Genomic DNA, 16,535 nt, shown 5'->3' with positions numbered 1-16,535 from the left:
TTGGCCTTCGGTCGCGGATCGGGCGTAGCGTTTGCTCATGCTACGCGCGAGATCGGCACCTCGCCAACAAAACCTTGGTATCGCCTTGGTATCATTTCGGATGGCGCGGCACCGGATTGGCCGGCATGCGTTTTACCGGTGCTGTATCGAGGAGACGTCGCATGCCTGAAGCCGCGCCTGTCGGCGAAAGCAGAGACCAGCTCGATGCGGTTCGCGCCGAACGCGATCGGCTGGCGCGTGACCTCGCGGCGAGCCGCGAACGCGAGGCGGTGTTGGCGAACGAGTTGCAGTATCGGGTACGCAACGCGCTGGCAGTGACCCGGTCGATCTTCTCGCGCACGATCGAGACGGCGGAGTCGGTCGAGGACGTAGCGATGCATTTCTCGGGCAGGCTCGATGCGCTGGCACGATATTATGCCCAATCTACGGCATTTCTGCGGGCGCAGGTTTTCGATCTGGAGGCGATGGTCCGCGACGAACTGACGGTATTCGCATCCAGCGCCGATCCCCGAGTCGCCATCATCGGCCCCGACGTGAAGCTGCGGTCGGCGCAAGCTGGGGTCTTGGGCCTCGCCTTGCACGAATTGACCAGCAATTCCGTGAAGTTCGGTGTCCTGTCGGACCAGCATTCCGGCGGGAGACTCTCGATCGAATGGACGCTGGACGGGGATCGCGTCACGTTCGCGTGGCTAGAAACGGGGGTCGGCATTGTCGCGTCGGCACCCATCGCGAGCGGGTTCGGTCGCGACTATATCGAACAAGCACTGCCCTATCAGATCGGTGCGGACACGCGGTTCGAGGTGTTGCCGGGCGGCGTCCAATGTCGAATAGCTATCATATTGAATACAAATAGTTAAAGGAAACCTTCGCGCGTTCATGCGTTAACTGCGCATGAACGTAGCAACGGCCCCTTCCGATCGCCGATTTCCGGCAATTCAGGCATTGCTCGCCTCGGCGGATATCGACGCTCAGGAACTTGGCGCGCTCGACGCCGCGATGGCAAACTGTTGCACCGTCGCACCGCGCCGGGAGATCGTCACCGAAGGCGCCGCTCCTGACGAACAGTTGTTGCTCCTCGAAGGCTGGGCGTTTCGCGTGCATCTGATGGCGGACGGGCGGCGCCAGATCATTCAGTTTCTCTTGCCGGGTGATCTCATCGTCGGTTTCGCTGGTCTCCCTGCCTCCGCCAGCGTGGTCGCCTTGACGCCGTCGGTGGTGTGCCATGCCCCCGCGCCACGCGGCGTTGAAACCGGTTTGGCGCAAGCCTACGCCGCCGCGCGTGCGCTGGACCAACGATATCTGTTTCGCCAAGTCACGCGCCTCGGCCGGCTCAGCGCGTACGAACGGCTGCTCGACTGGTTTTGCGAGATCCACGAGCGGCTTTCGCGGGTCGGAATCTGCAGCGCAGATACGATGACGCCGCCGATCTCCCAGGAGGTGATCGCGGATGCGCTCGGCCTCACCGCCGTTCACGTCAACCGGACGCTTCAGGTACTGCGTCGCGACGGAGTCATCAAAACCACTGGTCGGACCGTGCGCCTGCTGAACCCGGCGGGCTGTAGCTCGATCGTCGAAAAACGGGCTTCCCGAAGCGCCTGGCGCCTTTGAACTGGCGTTGATGGTGGGGCTGTGCGTCCCGAGACGGCGCGTCGTTCCACTCCCTCCGAAGGTTTTTGCGGCCGCGGCCGCATCATCCGCAAGCTATGGAACGTCGCGAAGCTCGTCGCTCAGTCGCGTGTTGCAGCCAGGCGTCGCATCCGGGGCGTGTCCCCCGACTTCGCTCGGAACGAACGGCCGAGGGGATGCGCTCATCACGCATCCCGATTCATTCAACTCGCCGTAAACACCCCGCATGCGACGCGCCCGCCGCTGTTGCCCGACGGGTCGGTCATCAGGTCGTCGGGCTTGGCGTGCACGACCAGCGCCGAGCCGTCCGCATCGAGCAGTCCCGACATCGTCGCGCCGGGGACGGTCACGCCGATCGTGCCGCGGCCGTCGGCGCCGATGATGAGGTTGGGGAGGTCGCCTTCGTGGGGGCCCTGCGGGTTCATCGAACCGTGCTTCATGCTCGTCGGGTTCCAGTGGCCACCGGCGCTGGCGAAATCGGGGCCGTCGCACTTGCCGGTGGTGTGGACGTGCGCGCCGTGGGTGCCCGGCGGCATCGCCGAAGCATCGACGGTGATGCGCAGGCCGCCGGACACTTCGGTGGCGGTGGCGCGGCCGACGTCGGCGCCGCCGGCGGTGCGCAGCATCGCGACCGCGCGCGCGCCCTGCGGCGTCGGCGTGCCGAGCGCGGGCTTGTCCTCATGGCATGCCGCCAGTGCGAGCGTGGCGGCGAGGCCACCGGCGATGATCGCGATCCGCATGTCCGTTCTCTCCTGTTCGCCCGAGCGTGTGACGCTTAACGCCAACCGTTCCGCATGCAATCCGTTCCGCGTTATTTGCGGCCGGTCTTGAAGCTGATCGCGAGGCCGTAGAAGCGCGGCTCGCCGGCGATGAAGGTCGGCAGGCCGAGCGCGTCGCCGGTGTTGCCGGCATCCTTGATGTATTTCTTGTTCAGCAGGTTGGTGACGAACGCTTCGAGCCGCCACACGCCGCCCTTCGGCTCGATGCCGAGCCGCGCATCGACCAAAGCATAGCCGGTCTGATATTCGTCCTGGATCAGATCGGGCACCAGATTCTTCGCCTGAAGCGCTGGCTTGTCGTTGTCGTCGTCGAAGAAGATGCTCGACTGATAAGTGACGCTCGGCGTGAAATCGAGCGTGACCGGGCCGGCGGGCAGCTTGGCGATGAAGCCGGCCGACAGCGCGGTGTCGGGCGAGAGGCGGAAGCGGTTGCCCTTGCGCGCGCCTTCCTTGAAGCGGCCGTGGCTGTACGCATAGGTGCCGAACACCGTCAGCGCCTTGAATGGCACGTAGCGGATCTGGCCCTCGAAGCCGTAGCTTTCGGCCTTGCCGGCGTTGGTGGTGATGAACTGCGTGCCGACCTGCTGGGTGGTCTGGAAGTTGTTGTATGTATAGTAGAACACCGATCCATCGGCGAACAGGGTGTGGCCGAGCAGCGCGGTCTTGGCGCCGACTTCGAAGCTGTCGACGGTTTCGGCCGGGAGCTGCTTGAAATTGGGCGTGCCATAGGGCGTGCTCGGCGCGGACACGCTCAGCACCTCGGGGCGGCGGCCGTGCGCATAGGTGGCGTAGAGGTTCGCCTCGGGGCTGACGGCATACCGCGCGGTCGCGCGCCAGGTGAGGCCGTCGTCCTTCAGCCCCTGATCGACGCGGTTGCCGTTGCCGGCGGTCGGCTGGCTGCCCAGCCCGAACATTGGCACGGCGCTGGCCGGGAAGGCCGCCTGGGCCGGGTTGGCGAGCGCGGTGAGCAGCGCGGTCGGGTTGCCGCCGGCGGCGGCGATCTGCTGCGCGGCGATCACCCCGCCGAGCACCGAGCGGCTTCCGACCGAGGCGCTGATGCCGCTGATCTTGTCATCGTGCGAATAGCGGATGCCGCCGCCGAGATCGAACCGGTCGGTGACGTGCCAGGTCGCATCGGCGAACACGTCGATGCTGTTGGTGCGTGCGAAGTTGGTGGTGGTTTCGAGGTGGTTGGTCGAAAGGGTGTTGGCGATGCCGGTGGCGAGCGGGGCGGGCAGGCCGAACGCGCGTTGCAGGATCGCGCTCGACAGCGCGGCGCTGTCGATCACCGAGACCGGCGCGGGCGCGTTGGCGGCGCGGCCGGGAATCGCACCGCCGCCGTTGAGCGCATTGGCGAGCCGCGCGAGCAAGGCGCGCTCGTCGAACGATGTCGGCACGCGCTGCGAACCGTCCTCATGGAAATAGGTGCCGCCGACGAAGGCGTCGAACGTCTCGCCCGTGTACGACAGCCTGAGTGTGCCCATCGTCTGGTTGCCGCGCGCGTCCTCGGCGGCGGTGAGCAGCGGCAGCGAGATGCCGTCGGCGTCGAACACTTCCTCACCCGCGAAGCGCCGGTACGAGCCGAGCGCGTTCAGCGACCAATGTTCGTCGAACGCGTAATTGGCGATGCCGGTCGCGCTCCAGACATGGCGTTCGAGGCCGAGCGGCTTGCCCCCCTCGAACCCGCTCGCGGGCGCCAGCGCCGCGCCCGAATTGCGCCCGGTATCGCCGATCACCGCGCCGGTAACGGGATCGGTGGGGAGGTACGCGATCGACTTGAACGCGGTGCCGGTCGCCGAATCCTGCTCGTAATTGCCGATCAGATCGAGCGTGAACTGGCCGGGCGCCCAGTGCAGCGAGCCGCGGATCGCATCGCCCTGGCTCGAATTGTAATCGTCGCTCTTCTCGGTGCTGAGCAGGTTGTCGACATAGCCGTCGCGCTTCTTGCTGCGCGCGGCGATGCGCACCGCGAGATTGTCGGTGAGCGGCACGTTGACGGTCGCGTCGAGCCGATAGGCGTGGTAATTGCCGTAGGAGCCGTAGACATAGCCATAGGGCGCGCTTGGATCGGCCTTGGCGGTGACGATATTGACCGCGCCGATCAATGCGCCGCGACCGTAGAGCGTCGATTGCGGCCCCTTGGCGATCTCGACGCGCTCCAGATCGAACAGTTCGACATAGGAACCGCGCGACTTGGAGATCGAGACGCCGTCCTGGAACACCGACACGCGCGGCTCGACATAGGAGCTGCCGTCGTCCGAGGTGATGCCGCGCATCACGAAGCCGGGGTTGTTGGGCGACTGGTTCTGGACGACGAAGCCCGGCACGTAGCGGGAGAGCTTGTCGAATTCGGTGATGCCGAGATCGTCGAGGAATTCGCCCTTGTAGGCGGTGAGCGCGAAGGGGACGGTCATCGCGCTTTGCGGGGCGAGCTGGGCGGTGACGATGATGTCGTTGCCGGTATCGGCATCCTGCGCGGGTGCGGCTTCGGCGGCGGGTGCTGCCGTCGGCGCGGCGTGCGCGGCGGTTGCGGTGGCGATCGCCGCAAGACTGGCGAGCGCGTGGAATGCGTTGCGGATCATCTTGAAAGGCCCCCCGGTCACTATCGGGTTCGCCCTAGGGACGATCCATGACGCTTTCGTGGCGGTCGATCTCGCCCGCGCCGAAACGCGCACGGAACGACTCCGCGCGCCACACATTGACTCGGCTTCGCTGGTAAAGGGACCGGACATGGCGGCACGCGCATATTGGCAGGGGCAAATCCGCCTCGCGCTCGTCTCGATTCCGGTCGAGATCTACAGCGCGACCAAATCGGGTGCCCAGATCAGCTTCAAGCAGATCCACGAGCCGACCGGCAAGCCGATCCATTATGAGAAGGTCGTCACCGGGGTCGGTCCGGTCGATACCGACGAGATCATGAAGGGGTTCGAGTTCGAGAAGGGCAATTACGTGCTGCTTGAACAAGACGAGATCGATGCGGTGAAGCTCGAATCGAAGAAGACGCTCGAACTGACTCAGTTCGTCGATGCCGACGAGATCGACGTGCTCTATTATGAGAAGCCCTATTTCGTGGTGCCGGCCGACGACCTCGCCGAAGAGGCGTTCATCGTGCTGCGAGAGGCTTTGCGGCGGACCAAGAAGGTCGGGCTGGGGCAGCTTGCGATGCGTGGGCGCGAATATGTCGTCAGCCTGAAACCGTGCGGGCGCGGCATGGTGCTGGAGACGCTGCGTTATGCCGACGAGGTCAACAAGGCGCAGGGCTATTTCCGCGACATTCCCGAAGGCAAGCCCGACGACGATCTGCTCGATCTGGCCGAGACGCTGATCGCGAAGAAGTCCGGGCCGTTCCACCCGCAGGAATTCCATGACCGCTATGTCGATGCGCTCAAGGCGCTGGTCGAGCGCAAGCGCAAGGCCAAGGGCGGCAAGATCATCGAGGATGCCGAGGGCGACGCGCCCAAGAAGGGCGGATCGAACGTGGTCGATCTGATGGCGGCGCTCAGGAAATCGGTCGAGAAGGGTGGTGGTGCGGCTGCACCCGCGAAGAAGGCGCCGGCGCGGAAAGCTCCGGCGAAGAAGCGTGCTTAAGGTTCACCACAGGCGCCAACCTGCTCCCCTCCCTGAAAGGGAGGGGCTGGGGGTGGGTTGCTCGCGTGGGAACGTAGCGTCGGCCCCAAGCCGACCCACCCCCGACCCCTCCCTTCCAGGGAGGGGAGAATGAGCGAGACCGATCCCCTCGCCCGCTACAATGCCAAGCGCGATTTCGCGAAGACCGCCGAGCCCGCCGGCACGCTCGCGCCCGGTCATGGCAACCGCTTCATCGTCCAGAAGCACGATGCGACCCGGCTGCACTGGGACTTCCGGCTCGAAATCGACGGCGTGCTCAAGAGCTGGGCGGTGACGCGCGGGCCGAGCCTCGATCCGAACGAGAAACGGCTGGCGGTGCGGACCGAGGACCATCCGCTGTCCTATGCCGATTTCGAGGGGACGATTCCGGCGGGCGAATATGGCGGCGGCACGGTGATGCTGTGGGACAGCGGCACCTGGGCGCCGATCAAAGGCAAATCGGCGAAGGATCTCGAGAAGGGGCATCTCCACTTCATCCTCGATGGCGAGCGGATGAAGGGCGAGTGGCTGCTGATCCGGCTGAAGCCGAGGGGCAAGGAGAAGGGCGAGAACTGGCTGCTGCGCAAGATCGACGACGCCGAGGCCGGGGCGACCGATGCGCTGGTGGAGGGCGCGCTGACGAGCGTGACGACCGGGCGGACGATGGCGGAGATCGCGGAAGGGGTGAAGCCGAAGGGGTCGGTTCGGGGTGAGCGCAAGGCCAAGCCACGCAGCGGCCCCGGCCTGCGCCGGGGCGACGTCGGGTTTCAGCCGCTCCAGCTTGCCACGCTTGTCGATTCTGTCCCCGCCGGATCGGGCTGGCTGCATGAGGTGAAATACGACGGCTATCGCGCGCTCGTCGCCATATCGGGCGGCACGGCCAAGGTGTTCACCCGCTCGGGGCTCGACTGGACCGACAAGTTCGCCGGCATCGCCGAAGCCGCCGCCGCGCTCGACGTGGAGGATGCGCTGATCGATGGCGAGATCGTCGCGTTCAAGGATGGGCGGCCCGATTTCTCGACGCTCAAGGATGCGATTTCCAGCGGCGGCGACATGACCTTCTTCGCGTTCGACCTACTCGCGCTTGACGGTGAGGATCTCACCGGGCTGCCCAATATCGCGCGCAAGGAACGGCTGCGTCCGCTCGTCAGCGGTGACGATGCGCGGCTCCAGTTCGCCGAGCATATCATCGGCAGCGGCGAGCAACTGTTCGAGACGATGTGCCGCGAGGGGTTCGAGGGCGTCGTGTCGAAGCGCGCCGATGCGCCGTATCGCGGGCGGCGGACGACCGCCTGGCTCAAGACCAAATGCATCCGCCGGCAGGAGTTCGTCATCGTCGGCTGGCTGCCGTCCGACAAGGGGCGGGGGTTCCGCTCGCTGCTGCTCGGGCTGAACGGCGCGGACGGGCTGGTCTATGCCGGCAAGGTCGGCACCGGCTTCAATGCGGCGCTGATCGACTCGCTTTCGGCCAAGCTCGCCCGGCTGGAGCGCAAGACGCCGACCGTCACCGCGCCGCGCGCGGCGGTGCGCGGCGCGCGCTGGGTCAGCCCCAAGCTGGTCGCCGAGGTCGCCTTTGCCGAGGCGACGCCCGACGGCGTGCTGCGGCATTCGAGCTTCATCGGGCTTCGCGAGGACAAGGCGGCGAAGGATGTGGTGGCGGAGGTGCCGGTCGCGGTGGCGGAACCGGATGCGACGCCCGAGATCCACGTCACCGTCAGCAGCCGCGAGCGGCTGATCTTTCCTGAGTCGGACGTGACCAAGGGCGATCTCGCCGACTATTACGCGCAGGTCTCGGGCGTCATGCTGCCGTGGGCGGCGAACCGTCCGGTCAGTCTGGTGCGGTGCCCGCAGGGGCGCGGCAAGGCGTGTTTTTTCCAGAAGCATGACGCTGGCAGCTTCGGCGATCACGTCCATCAGGTGCCGATCCGCGAGAAGGACGGATCGACCGAGAATTATCTCTATATCGACGACGCCGATGGCCTCGTCGCGTGCGTGCAGATGGGCACGATCGAGTTCCACGGCTGGGGATCGTCGGTGGCGACGCTCGAACAGCCCGACCGGATGGTGTTCGATCTCGACCCCGACGAGGGGCTGGGCTTCGATATCGTGCGCAAGGCGGCGGAGGATCTGAAGGACCATCTCGCCGACATCGGCCTCACCAGCTTCGCGATGCTGTCGGGCGGCAAGGGCGTGCATGTCATCGTGCCGCTGACGCCGCAGGCCGAGTGGCCGGCGGTGAAGGATTTCGCCGATCGCTTCTCGCGCGCGCTCAGCGCCGCCGAGCCGGAGCGGTTCGTCGCGACCATGTCCAAGGCCAAGCGCAAGGACCGTATCTTCATCGACTGGCTGCGCAACCAGCGCGGCGCGACGGCCGTGCTGCCCTATGTGGCGCGCGCGCGCGCCGGTGCGCCGGTGGCGGCGCCGGTAAGCTGGGCGGAATTGCGCGAGATCGACCGCGCCAATCGCTGGGGCGTGCGCGACGTGGCGGAACTGATCGACCGCGCCCGATCGCGCGCGCTTGCCGGCTGGGGCTTCGCCGATCAGGTGCTGCCCGATCTGTGAACGCGGTTGCGCAGGCGGCGGCTTTGTGGGACGCCGCGCGGCTATGATGAGGGGCGTGACATTGCCGGCGCGAAAGCCTGAGACGTGGCGATGCTGACCGCGACGACCCTGCTCGATCCGCCGATCCACGCGCGGCGCTGGATCACCGACTATTGCGCCAAGCGCCGCGCCGGCGACGTGCTGTGCGACGCGGGCGAAAGCGCGGCGTGGACGGCGATGTTCGAGGAGATCGCGACCGTCGCCGGCGACGATCTCGGCCAGGCGCGCGAGCGCGTGCAGCATCACGCCGACGATATCGGCACCGGCTTCAGCATCCCCGGCGACACCGAGGAGCGGCCCTGGCCGCTCTCGCCGGTGCCGCTGCTGATCGACAGCGCGGAGTGGGCGCACATCTCGGCGGGCGTCGTCCAGCGCGCCGAATTGCTCGAACATGTCGTCGCCGATCTCTACGGCGATGCCAAACTGGTCGAGAAGGGGCTGATCCCGGCCGCGCTCACCGCCGGCAGCCCCTATTATCTGCGGCCGATGGTGGGGTTGCAGCCGCCGGGCGACCATCACCTCTATTTCGTCGCGTTCGATCTCGGGCGCGGGCCGACCGGCGAGTGGCGCGTGCTCGCCGATCACCTGCGCGCGCCGGCGGGGGCGGGCTATGCGCTGGAGAATCGCCTCGCCATCAGCCGCGCGTTCGGCGGGCTTCAGGCCAAGCTCAACATCGAACGGCACGCACCGTTCTTCGCGGCGTTCCGCGACGGCCTCGCCGCCGCGTGCCGCCGCAGCGAACCGCGCATCGGGCTGCTGACGCCGGGGCGCTACAGCATCTCCTATGCCGAACAGGCGCATCTCGCGCGCTATCTCGGCTTCCTGTTCGTCGAGGGTGCCGATCTCGCCGCGCTGGAGGACAAGCTCTACGTCCGCACGATCGGCGGATTGAAGCGGATCGACGCGATCTGGCACCGGATCGACCCGCGCTTCCTCGATCCGCTCGCGCTCGATTCGCATTCGCAGATCGGCGTGCCGGGCCTCGTCGACGTGATGGCGGCGGGCAATACCGTCGTCGCCAACGCGCCCGGCGCGGGCGTGCCCGAATCGGCGGCGTTCGCGGCGTTCCTGCCGCGCATTTGCGCGCGCGAGACCGGGCGCGACCTGATCCTCCCCAATATCGCGACCTGGTGGTGCGGGCAGGAGCGTGCGCGCGCCACCGTGCTCGAGGATATCGACAATCTGCTGATCGGCCCCGCGTTCGGCGTCAAGCCGCTCGGGCTCGACAGCCTCAGCCCGGTGCCCGGCGCCGAGATCACCGGCGCCGCGCGCGACCGGCTGCTCGCCGACCTCGCGGTGCGCCCGCAGGATTATGTCGGGCAGGAGATCGTGCGGCTCTCGACGATGCCGGTCGTTACCGAGGCCGGGCTGGTGCCGCGCCCGTTCACGCTGCGCGTGTTCGCGGCGCGCGGCGCCGACGGGCACTGGACGGTGATGCCGGGCGGGTTCGCGCGGATCGGCGCCGCGCCGGACGTGCGCGCCTCGGTGATGGGCGAGGGCACCTGGTCCGCCGATGTCGCGATCCACGGGCCGGAGCCGGTCGATGCGGTGTCGCTGCTGCCGCCCGCCGACACCGTCCACATTCGCCGCAACCCCGGCACGCTGCCGAGCCGCGTCGCCGACAATTTCTTCTGGCTGGGCCGCTATCTGGAACGCGGCGAGGCGCTGCTCAACATTATCCGCGTGATGCTCGGCAATTCGATCGACGCCGATGCCGGCGGTGCGCTCGGGCCGGAGACGATCGGGCGGCTGGTCGGGCTTGTCGTCAACGGCGGCGGCGCGACCAAGCCGGCCAGCCTCAAGCGCGCCGATCTGATGCAGTTCGTCCGCACCGCGCTGGAAAGCGAGGAGACTCACAGCGTCCGCGCGATCAACCGGCTCGCGCGCGGCATCGGCAAGGGTTCGCGCGACCGGCTCGCGGCGGATTTCGTGCGGCTGCTCGACGCGCCATACCCCACGCGCGGCGGCATGCTTGACCGCACCGGCTCGCTCCAGCGCCGCTACGCCGCGCTCGCCGGGCTGTCGGCCGAGCATATGGGGCGCACCGCCGCGTGGCGGTTCCACGATCTCGGCCGGCGAATCGAACGCGCGCTGACGATGGCGCGCGCGGTGCCGACCTTCGGCATGGCCGCCACCGGCACCGACGATCTTTCGACGTTGCTCGATCTCGCCGACAGCCAGATCAGCTATCGCCAGCGCTATCTGACCGGAATCGCGCGCGTGCCGGTGGTCGATCTCGTCGCGCTCGATCCGGGCAATCCGCGCAGCCTCGCCTATCAGATCGAGCGGATCGTCGAGCACTTACGCGCGCTGCCGGTGCTCGGCGACGACGGCATGGAGGAGGACCAGCAGGCGCAGGCCAATGTCCTACTCGCCGGGGTGCTGACCGCCAACGCGGCGCGGCTGAGCGAGCCGGTGCTCAAGCAGGTCGAGCGGCGGCTGTACGGCCTGTCCGACGCGATCGCGCGCCGCTATTTCCTGCAGGGCGCCGAGCCGCTGCGCGCGGCGGGGATGACGTTGGCGTGAGGCGGGGGGCATGATCTACGACATCCGCCACATCACCCGCTTCGATTATCAGGGTTCGGTTCGGTTCGCGCGCTGCAATCTGCGATTGAAGCCGATCGGCTGGCCGGGGCAGGAACTGATCGATTACAAGCTGGTGATCTCGCCGTCCGGTCGGACCTTCCCGGCGCGCGCCGAGGCGGGGCTGGCGCATGTCATGCGGCTGGTGGTCGAAGACCCGGTCAAATTCCTGTCGATCGAGAGCATCTCGCGAATCGCCGTCGATCGCCGCGCGCCGGTGCCGTCGCCGGATGACCCGACGCTCGCCGAGGTCGCCGCCGCCGCGCGTGTCAGCCGCGATCCGTCGGCGGCGGGGCCGGCGGCCTATCTGTTCCCGAGCCCACGAATCCCGCTCGACCGCGATATCGGCGACTGGTGTGCGCTCGATCTCCAGCCCGACCGGCCGGTGCTTGAAGCGGGCATGGCGCTGGCGCAGCGAATCCGCCGCGAATTCCAGTTCGATACCGAAGCCACTCTGATCGACACCAGCCCGCATGAAGCCTTCGTCAAGCGCGCGGGCGTCTGCCAGGATCTCGCGCAGATCATGATCACCGGCCTGCGCACCGCCGGGCTGCCCGCCGCATATGCCTCGGGCTATATCCGCACGATCCCGCCGCCCGGCAAGAAGCGGCTGGTCGGCGCCGATGCGACTCACGCCTGGGTGCTGCTGTGGTGCGGTGCGCGGATCGGCTGGGTGGGCCTTGATCCCACCAACGGCATCTGGATGGCGAACGACCATATCATCATGGCGATCGGCCGCGACTACGGCGACATCGCGCCGATCGACGGCATCGTGCTCGGCGCGGGCGCGCAGAAGCTCGACGTGAGCGTGGATGTCGCGCCTGAAATGGAGGAGGCGGCGGCTTAGCGCCCACCCCGCTCGTGCTGAGCCTGTCGAAGCACGTGCCCGGAACACGTGCTTCGACAAGCTCAGCACGAACGGTTGAAAAGACGGCGCTCCGCACGCAATTGCGTTTGGCGCTCCAAGACACCAGATAGAATCGTAGTATCAACCGGGGAAGACCGTGGCCGATCCATATAAGACGCTGGGCGTGGCGCGAGACGCCGGCGAGGCTGACATCAAGAAGGCATATCGCAAACTCGCGAAGGAACTGCATCCCGACCGCAACACGGACAATCCGAAAGCGGCGGAGCGGTTCAGCCAGGTGACGCAGGCCTATGACCTGCTCAACGACAAGGACAAGCGCGCGCGCTTCGATCGTGGCGAGATCGACGGCGACGGCAACCCGACCGCGCCGTTCGGCTTCGGCGGCGGCGGTGGTGCGCCGGGCGGGTTTCGCCCCGGCGAGCAGCCGTTCGATTTCGGCGGCGCCGGCGACGCGAGCGATCTGTTCGAAGGGCTGTTCGGCGGGCGCGCTGGCGGCTTCGGCGGTTTCGGGCGGCGGCAGCAGCCCAAGGGCGCCAACGTGGTCTACAGTCTCGCCGTGCCGTTCGAGGATGCGGCGACGCTCGCGCCGCAGCGGCTGCGGCTCGCCGATGGCAAGACGATCGATCTCAAGCTGCCCGCCAATCTCGAGAATGGCGCGCAGATGCGGCTCGCCGGGCGCGGCCAGCCGGGGCCGGGCGGCGCCGGCGACGGCATCGTCAAGATCGAGATCCAGCCGCACCGTTTCTTCACGCGCGATGGCGACAACGTCCGGCTCGATCTGCCGGTCAGCCTGTCCGAAGCGGTGCTCGGCGCGTCGGTGCGCGTGCCCACGGTCGAGGGCGCGGTGATGCTGACCGTTCCCAAGAACTCGACCTCCGGCAAGACGCTGCGGTTGCGCGGGCGCGGTTTCCACAAGGCGGACGGCAGCGGGCGCGGCGACCAGCTCGTTACGTTGATGGTGGATTTGCCGGTCGGCGACGATGCGCTCATCGACTTCGTGCAGGGCTGGAAAGATCAGGACAAGAGGAACCCGCGCGGCAATCTGGGCGTCTAAGGCCGCATGTCGGAAATCTCGCCCTACTCGCCCGAAGCACGCAGTTTGCACGGCGAGGACGGGATCGGGATGAAACCCGAGGACGTACCGGTCGGCTTCAAACGGCTGGCCTATGCGTGGCTGGTCCTGAAGCGGGTGGCGATCGGGGTGTTCTCGGACGGGTTCATCCATGCCGGCAACCTCGCCTATCTGGCGCTGCTGACGGTGTTTCCGTTCTTCATACTGGCGGCGGTGATCGCCTCGCTGCTCGGCCAGAGCGCCGAGACGCAGCGGGCGGTCGCGTCGTTCCTTCACGTGCTGCCGCCCTCGGTCGCCGATCTGCTGCGCGGCCCGATACAGCACGTGCTGGCGGCGCGCAGCGGCAGTTCGCTCGCCTGGCTGGGTGCGCTCGTCGCGCTGTGGAGCGTCGGCAGCTTCGTCGAGACGATTCGCGACATCTTCCGCCGCGCTTACGGCGTCAAATCGACCAAGCCGTTCTGGCATTACCGGCTGAGTTCGATGGCGGTGATCATCGCCTCGGTGATCCTCGCGGTATTCTCGTTCCTCGTTCAGGGTGTGCTCGTCGCGGCGGAGCAGTTCATCTACACGCTGCTGCCCTTTTCCAAGGATATCGCCGGCTGGGTCGGCCTGTCGCGCGCGATCCCCGGGGTGGTGATGTTCATCGCGCTCTACATGCTGTTCCTGTCGGTCACGCCCTCCAAGTACCGGTTCGGCGGGCGTTCGCCGGAATGGCCCGGCGCGCTGTTCACCACCGCCTGGTGGCTGTCGATCACCGCGCTGCTGCCGATCGTGCTCTCGCGCCTCGCCGATTACGACCTCACCTATGGCAGTCTGGCGGGGGTCATCATCACCTTGCTGTTCTTCTTCCTGGTGGGCCTCGGCATCGTGTTCGGCGCACATCTCAACGCGGCACTGGCGGAACCACCCCTTGCGGGAGTAGAGACACCACAACAAGCGTGACAACAGGGACGGCACAAGCGTGAATGAATTGATGAAGGGCAAACGCGGGCTCATCATGGGGCTGGCCAATGATCGCTCGCTTGCCTGGGGGATCGCCAAGAAGTTGAGCGAAGCCGGCGCCGAACTGGCGTTCAGCTACCAGGGCGAGGCGATGGAGAAGCGGGTGCGTCCGCTCGCCGAACAGTTGGGCGTGGCGCGGCTGTTCGATTGCGACGTAAGCGACATGGCCGCGCTCGACGCGACCTTCGCGGCGCTGGCGGTCGAATGGCCGACGATCGATTTCGTCGTCCATGCGATTGGCTTTTCCGACAAGAACGAGCTGCGCGGCCGCTTCATGGACACCAGCCTCGACAATTTCCTGCTGACCATGAACATCTCGGTCTATTCGTTCGTCGCGGTCGCGCAACGCGCCGCGGCGATGATGCCGAACGGCGGTTCGCTGCTGACGCTCAGCTATTACGGCGCCGAGAAGGTGATCCCGCATTACAACGTGATGGGGGTCGCCAAGGCCGCGCTCGAATCGAGCGTGCAATATCTTGCGGTCGATCTCGGGCGCGACAACATCCGCGTCAACGCGATCTCGGCCGGCCCGATCAAGACTTTGGCGGCGAGCGGGATCGGCGACTTCCGCCTGATCCTCAAGTGGAACGAGCTCAACTCACCGATGAAGCGCAACGTGACGATCGAGGATGTCGGCGGCGCGGGGCTGTACCTGCTCAGCGATTTGGCGAGCGGCGTGACAGGCGAGACTCACCACGTCGACGCCGGCTACAACGTGATCGGCATGAAGGCTGAGGACGCACCGGATATCGCGCTGGTGTAAAGTCCCTCTCCCCTTTGGGGGAGAGGGAGGGGCCCGCCGCGTAAGCGGCGGGAAGGGTGAGGGCCTTGCCGAGAAGCCGCTACAGCGTCGGTGACGGGACGGTCGCCCGGATGCGCGCTTTGCGCCGTGATGCCAGTCCTGCGGAAAGACGGCTGTGGTCGATCCTCCGCGGTAGCGCGCTCGACGGCTTCAAGTTTCGCCACCAGCAGCGGCTTGGGCCATTTTACGGAGACTTCGTCTGTCAGGCTGCGCGTCTCGTGGTCGAAGTGGACGGCCAGACGCATGTGGGTGCGGAGGAATATGATGCAAATCGGACGGCATTTCTGGAACAGGAAGGATATCGCGTGATCCGGTTTGGCAATGCCGAGGTGATGACCAATCTCGAAGGCGTGGCGTATGCGATCCGCGCCGCACTAGTGCCCTCACCCTCCCACTCGGCTTCGCCGAGCGGGCCCCTCCCTCTCCCCCAAGGGGGAGAGGGGGCATGAGCTTCAACACCTTCGGCCGCGTTTTCCGGTTCACCACCTGGGGCGAATCCCACGGCCCCGCGATCGGCGCGGTGGTGGATGGCTGTCCGCCGGGGATCGCGCTGAGCGAAGCCGACGTGCAGCCGTTCCTCGATCGCCGCCGCCCCGGCACCTCGCGCTTCACCACGCAGCGGCAGGAGCCGGATCAGGTCCGCATCCTCTCGGGCGTGTTCGAGGGGCGCACCACCGGCACGCCGATCGCGCTGCATATCGACAATGTCGATCAGCGTTCGAAGGATTATTCGGAGGTCGCGCTCGCCTATCGACCAGGCCACGCCGATTATGCCTATGACGCCAAATACGGCTTCCGCGACTATCGCGGTGGCGGGCGTTCCTCCGCGCGCGAAACTGCGTCGCGGGTGGCGGCGGGTGCGGTGGCGCGGGCGGTGATCCCCGAGGTGACGATCCTCGCCTGGGTCGAGGCGATCGGCGGCGACGCGATCGATTACGCCGCGTTCGACCCCGCCGAGATCGCCAACAATCCGTTCTTCTGCCCGGACGCGAAAGCCGCCGCGCGCTGGGAAACCCTGGTCGATGACGCGCGCAAGGCCGGCTCGTCGCTCGGCGCGGTGGTGGCGTGCGAGGCGGTCGGGGTGCCGGCCGGCTGGGGCGCGCCGCTCTACGCCAAGCTCGACGCGGAGCTTGCCGCCGCGTGCATGAGCATCAATGCCGTCAAAGGCGTCGAGATCGGCGACGGGTTCGCCGCCGCCGCGCTGACCGGCGAGCAGAATGCCGATCCGATGCGGCCAGGGAACGCCGGCCCGATCTTCACCGCCAACCATGCCGGCGGCATCGCCGGCGGGATCGCCACCGGACAGCCGGTGACGCTGCGCGTCGCGTTCAAGCCGACCAGTTCGATCCTCACGCCGATGCCGACGATCACGCGCGACGGCGACGCCACCGAACTTCGCACCAAGGGCCGGCATGATCCCTGTGTAGGCATTCGCGGCGTGCCGGTGGTCGAGGCGATGGTCGCGCTGGTGCTCGCCGACCAGAAACTGCTCCACCGCGCGCAATGCGGTGGCACGGATCGCTGAATCGCCCGAATCGAACGGTGAGGTGAGTTCCAAAAGCCAACGCCGGACGTTTAACCTCCATACCCGGAACA

The 16,535-nt window shown here is 67.1% G+C and carries 13 protein-coding genes; 11 read left to right on the top strand and 2 right to left on the bottom strand.

Annotated features, from left to right (window positions below; all coding sequences use genetic code 11):
- The first annotated feature begins 125 nt into the window (after positions 1-125).
- Entirely contained in the window at positions 126-857 is a 732-nt protein-coding gene (locus tag J0A91_RS03750; RefSeq protein ID WP_240502272.1) for a sensor histidine kinase, read from the top strand.
- Between the two features lie 85 nt (positions 858-942).
- On the top strand, positions 943-1,608 hold the full coding sequence (locus J0A91_RS03745) for a Crp/Fnr family transcriptional regulator (RefSeq protein ID WP_169833075.1): 666 nt from the start codon (positions 943-945) through the stop codon (positions 1,606-1,608).
- A 221-nt stretch (positions 1,609-1,829) separates the two neighbouring features.
- Here the strand turns inward: J0A91_RS03745 and J0A91_RS03740 are convergent, their stop codons facing one another.
- Positions 1,830-2,366 carry a superoxide dismutase family protein gene (locus J0A91_RS03740; RefSeq protein ID WP_069203789.1) on the bottom strand — a complete coding sequence of 179 codons (537 nt, stop codon included), beginning with the start codon at positions 2,364-2,366 and terminating at the stop codon, positions 1,830-1,832.
- Positions 2,367-2,437: 71 nt separating this feature from the next.
- Positions 2,438-4,987 carry a TonB-dependent receptor gene (locus tag J0A91_RS03735; RefSeq protein ID WP_069207001.1) on the bottom strand — a complete coding sequence of 850 codons (2,550 nt, stop codon included), beginning with the start codon at positions 4,985-4,987 and terminating at the stop codon, positions 2,438-2,440.
- A 148-nt stretch (positions 4,988-5,135) separates the two neighbouring features.
- Between J0A91_RS03735 and ku the strand changes: the two genes are divergently transcribed.
- The 9 genes from ku (at position 5,136) to aroC (ending at position 16,464) form a co-directional block, all read left to right on the top strand.
- Complete coding sequence (ku, locus tag J0A91_RS03730; protein ID WP_069207000.1) at positions 5,136-5,993, top strand: non-homologous end joining protein Ku; 858 nt, start codon at positions 5,136-5,138, stop codon at positions 5,991-5,993.
- Between the two features lie 129 nt (positions 5,994-6,122).
- Complete coding sequence (gene ligD / locus J0A91_RS03725) at positions 6,123-8,573, top strand: DNA ligase D (protein WP_069203788.1); 2,451 nt, start codon at positions 6,123-6,125, stop codon at positions 8,571-8,573.
- Between the two features lie 90 nt (positions 8,574-8,663).
- Positions 8,664-11,138, top strand: a complete 2,475-nt coding sequence (locus tag J0A91_RS03720) for a circularly permuted type 2 ATP-grasp protein (RefSeq protein WP_069206999.1) — start codon at positions 8,664-8,666, stop codon at positions 11,136-11,138.
- A 10-nt stretch (positions 11,139-11,148) separates the two neighbouring features.
- Entirely contained in the window at positions 11,149-12,042 is an 894-nt protein-coding gene (locus tag J0A91_RS03715) for a transglutaminase family protein (protein ID WP_069203787.1), read from the top strand.
- 157 nt (positions 12,043-12,199) lie between these two features.
- On the top strand, positions 12,200-13,117 hold the full coding sequence (locus tag J0A91_RS03710; RefSeq protein ID WP_206364976.1) for a DnaJ C-terminal domain-containing protein: 918 nt from the start codon (positions 12,200-12,202) through the stop codon (positions 13,115-13,117).
- 6 nt (positions 13,118-13,123) lie between these two features.
- Complete coding sequence (locus J0A91_RS03705) at positions 13,124-14,077, top strand: YihY/virulence factor BrkB family protein (RefSeq protein ID WP_069203786.1); 954 nt, start codon at positions 13,124-13,126, stop codon at positions 14,075-14,077.
- A 19-nt stretch (positions 14,078-14,096) separates the two neighbouring features.
- A complete protein-coding gene (fabI, locus tag J0A91_RS03700) occupies positions 14,097-14,900 on the top strand; it encodes an enoyl-ACP reductase FabI (RefSeq protein ID WP_150126819.1) in 804 nt (267 codons plus the stop codon).
- Between the two features lie 65 nt (positions 14,901-14,965).
- Positions 14,966-15,388 (top strand): endonuclease domain-containing protein, encoded by a 423-nt coding sequence (locus J0A91_RS03695; protein ID WP_150126818.1) that lies wholly within the window; start codon positions 14,966-14,968, stop codon positions 15,386-15,388.
- Positions 15,385-16,464: a chorismate synthase gene (aroC, locus tag J0A91_RS03690; RefSeq protein ID WP_069203784.1), complete on the top strand. Its 1,080-nt coding sequence runs from the start codon at positions 15,385-15,387 to the stop codon at positions 16,462-16,464. Before J0A91_RS03695 ends, aroC begins: the two co-directional genes overlap by 4 nt.
- The last annotated feature ends 71 nt before the right edge of the window (positions 16,465-16,535 follow it).

This window comes from Sphingomonas panacis, assembly GCF_001717955.1.
In the GTDB taxonomy this organism is placed as follows: Bacteria; Pseudomonadota; Alphaproteobacteria; order Sphingomonadales; family Sphingomonadaceae; genus Sphingomonas; species Sphingomonas panacis.
Note: the sequence above shows the minus strand (reverse complement) of the source record. Positions and strands in the feature narration are given on the sequence as shown.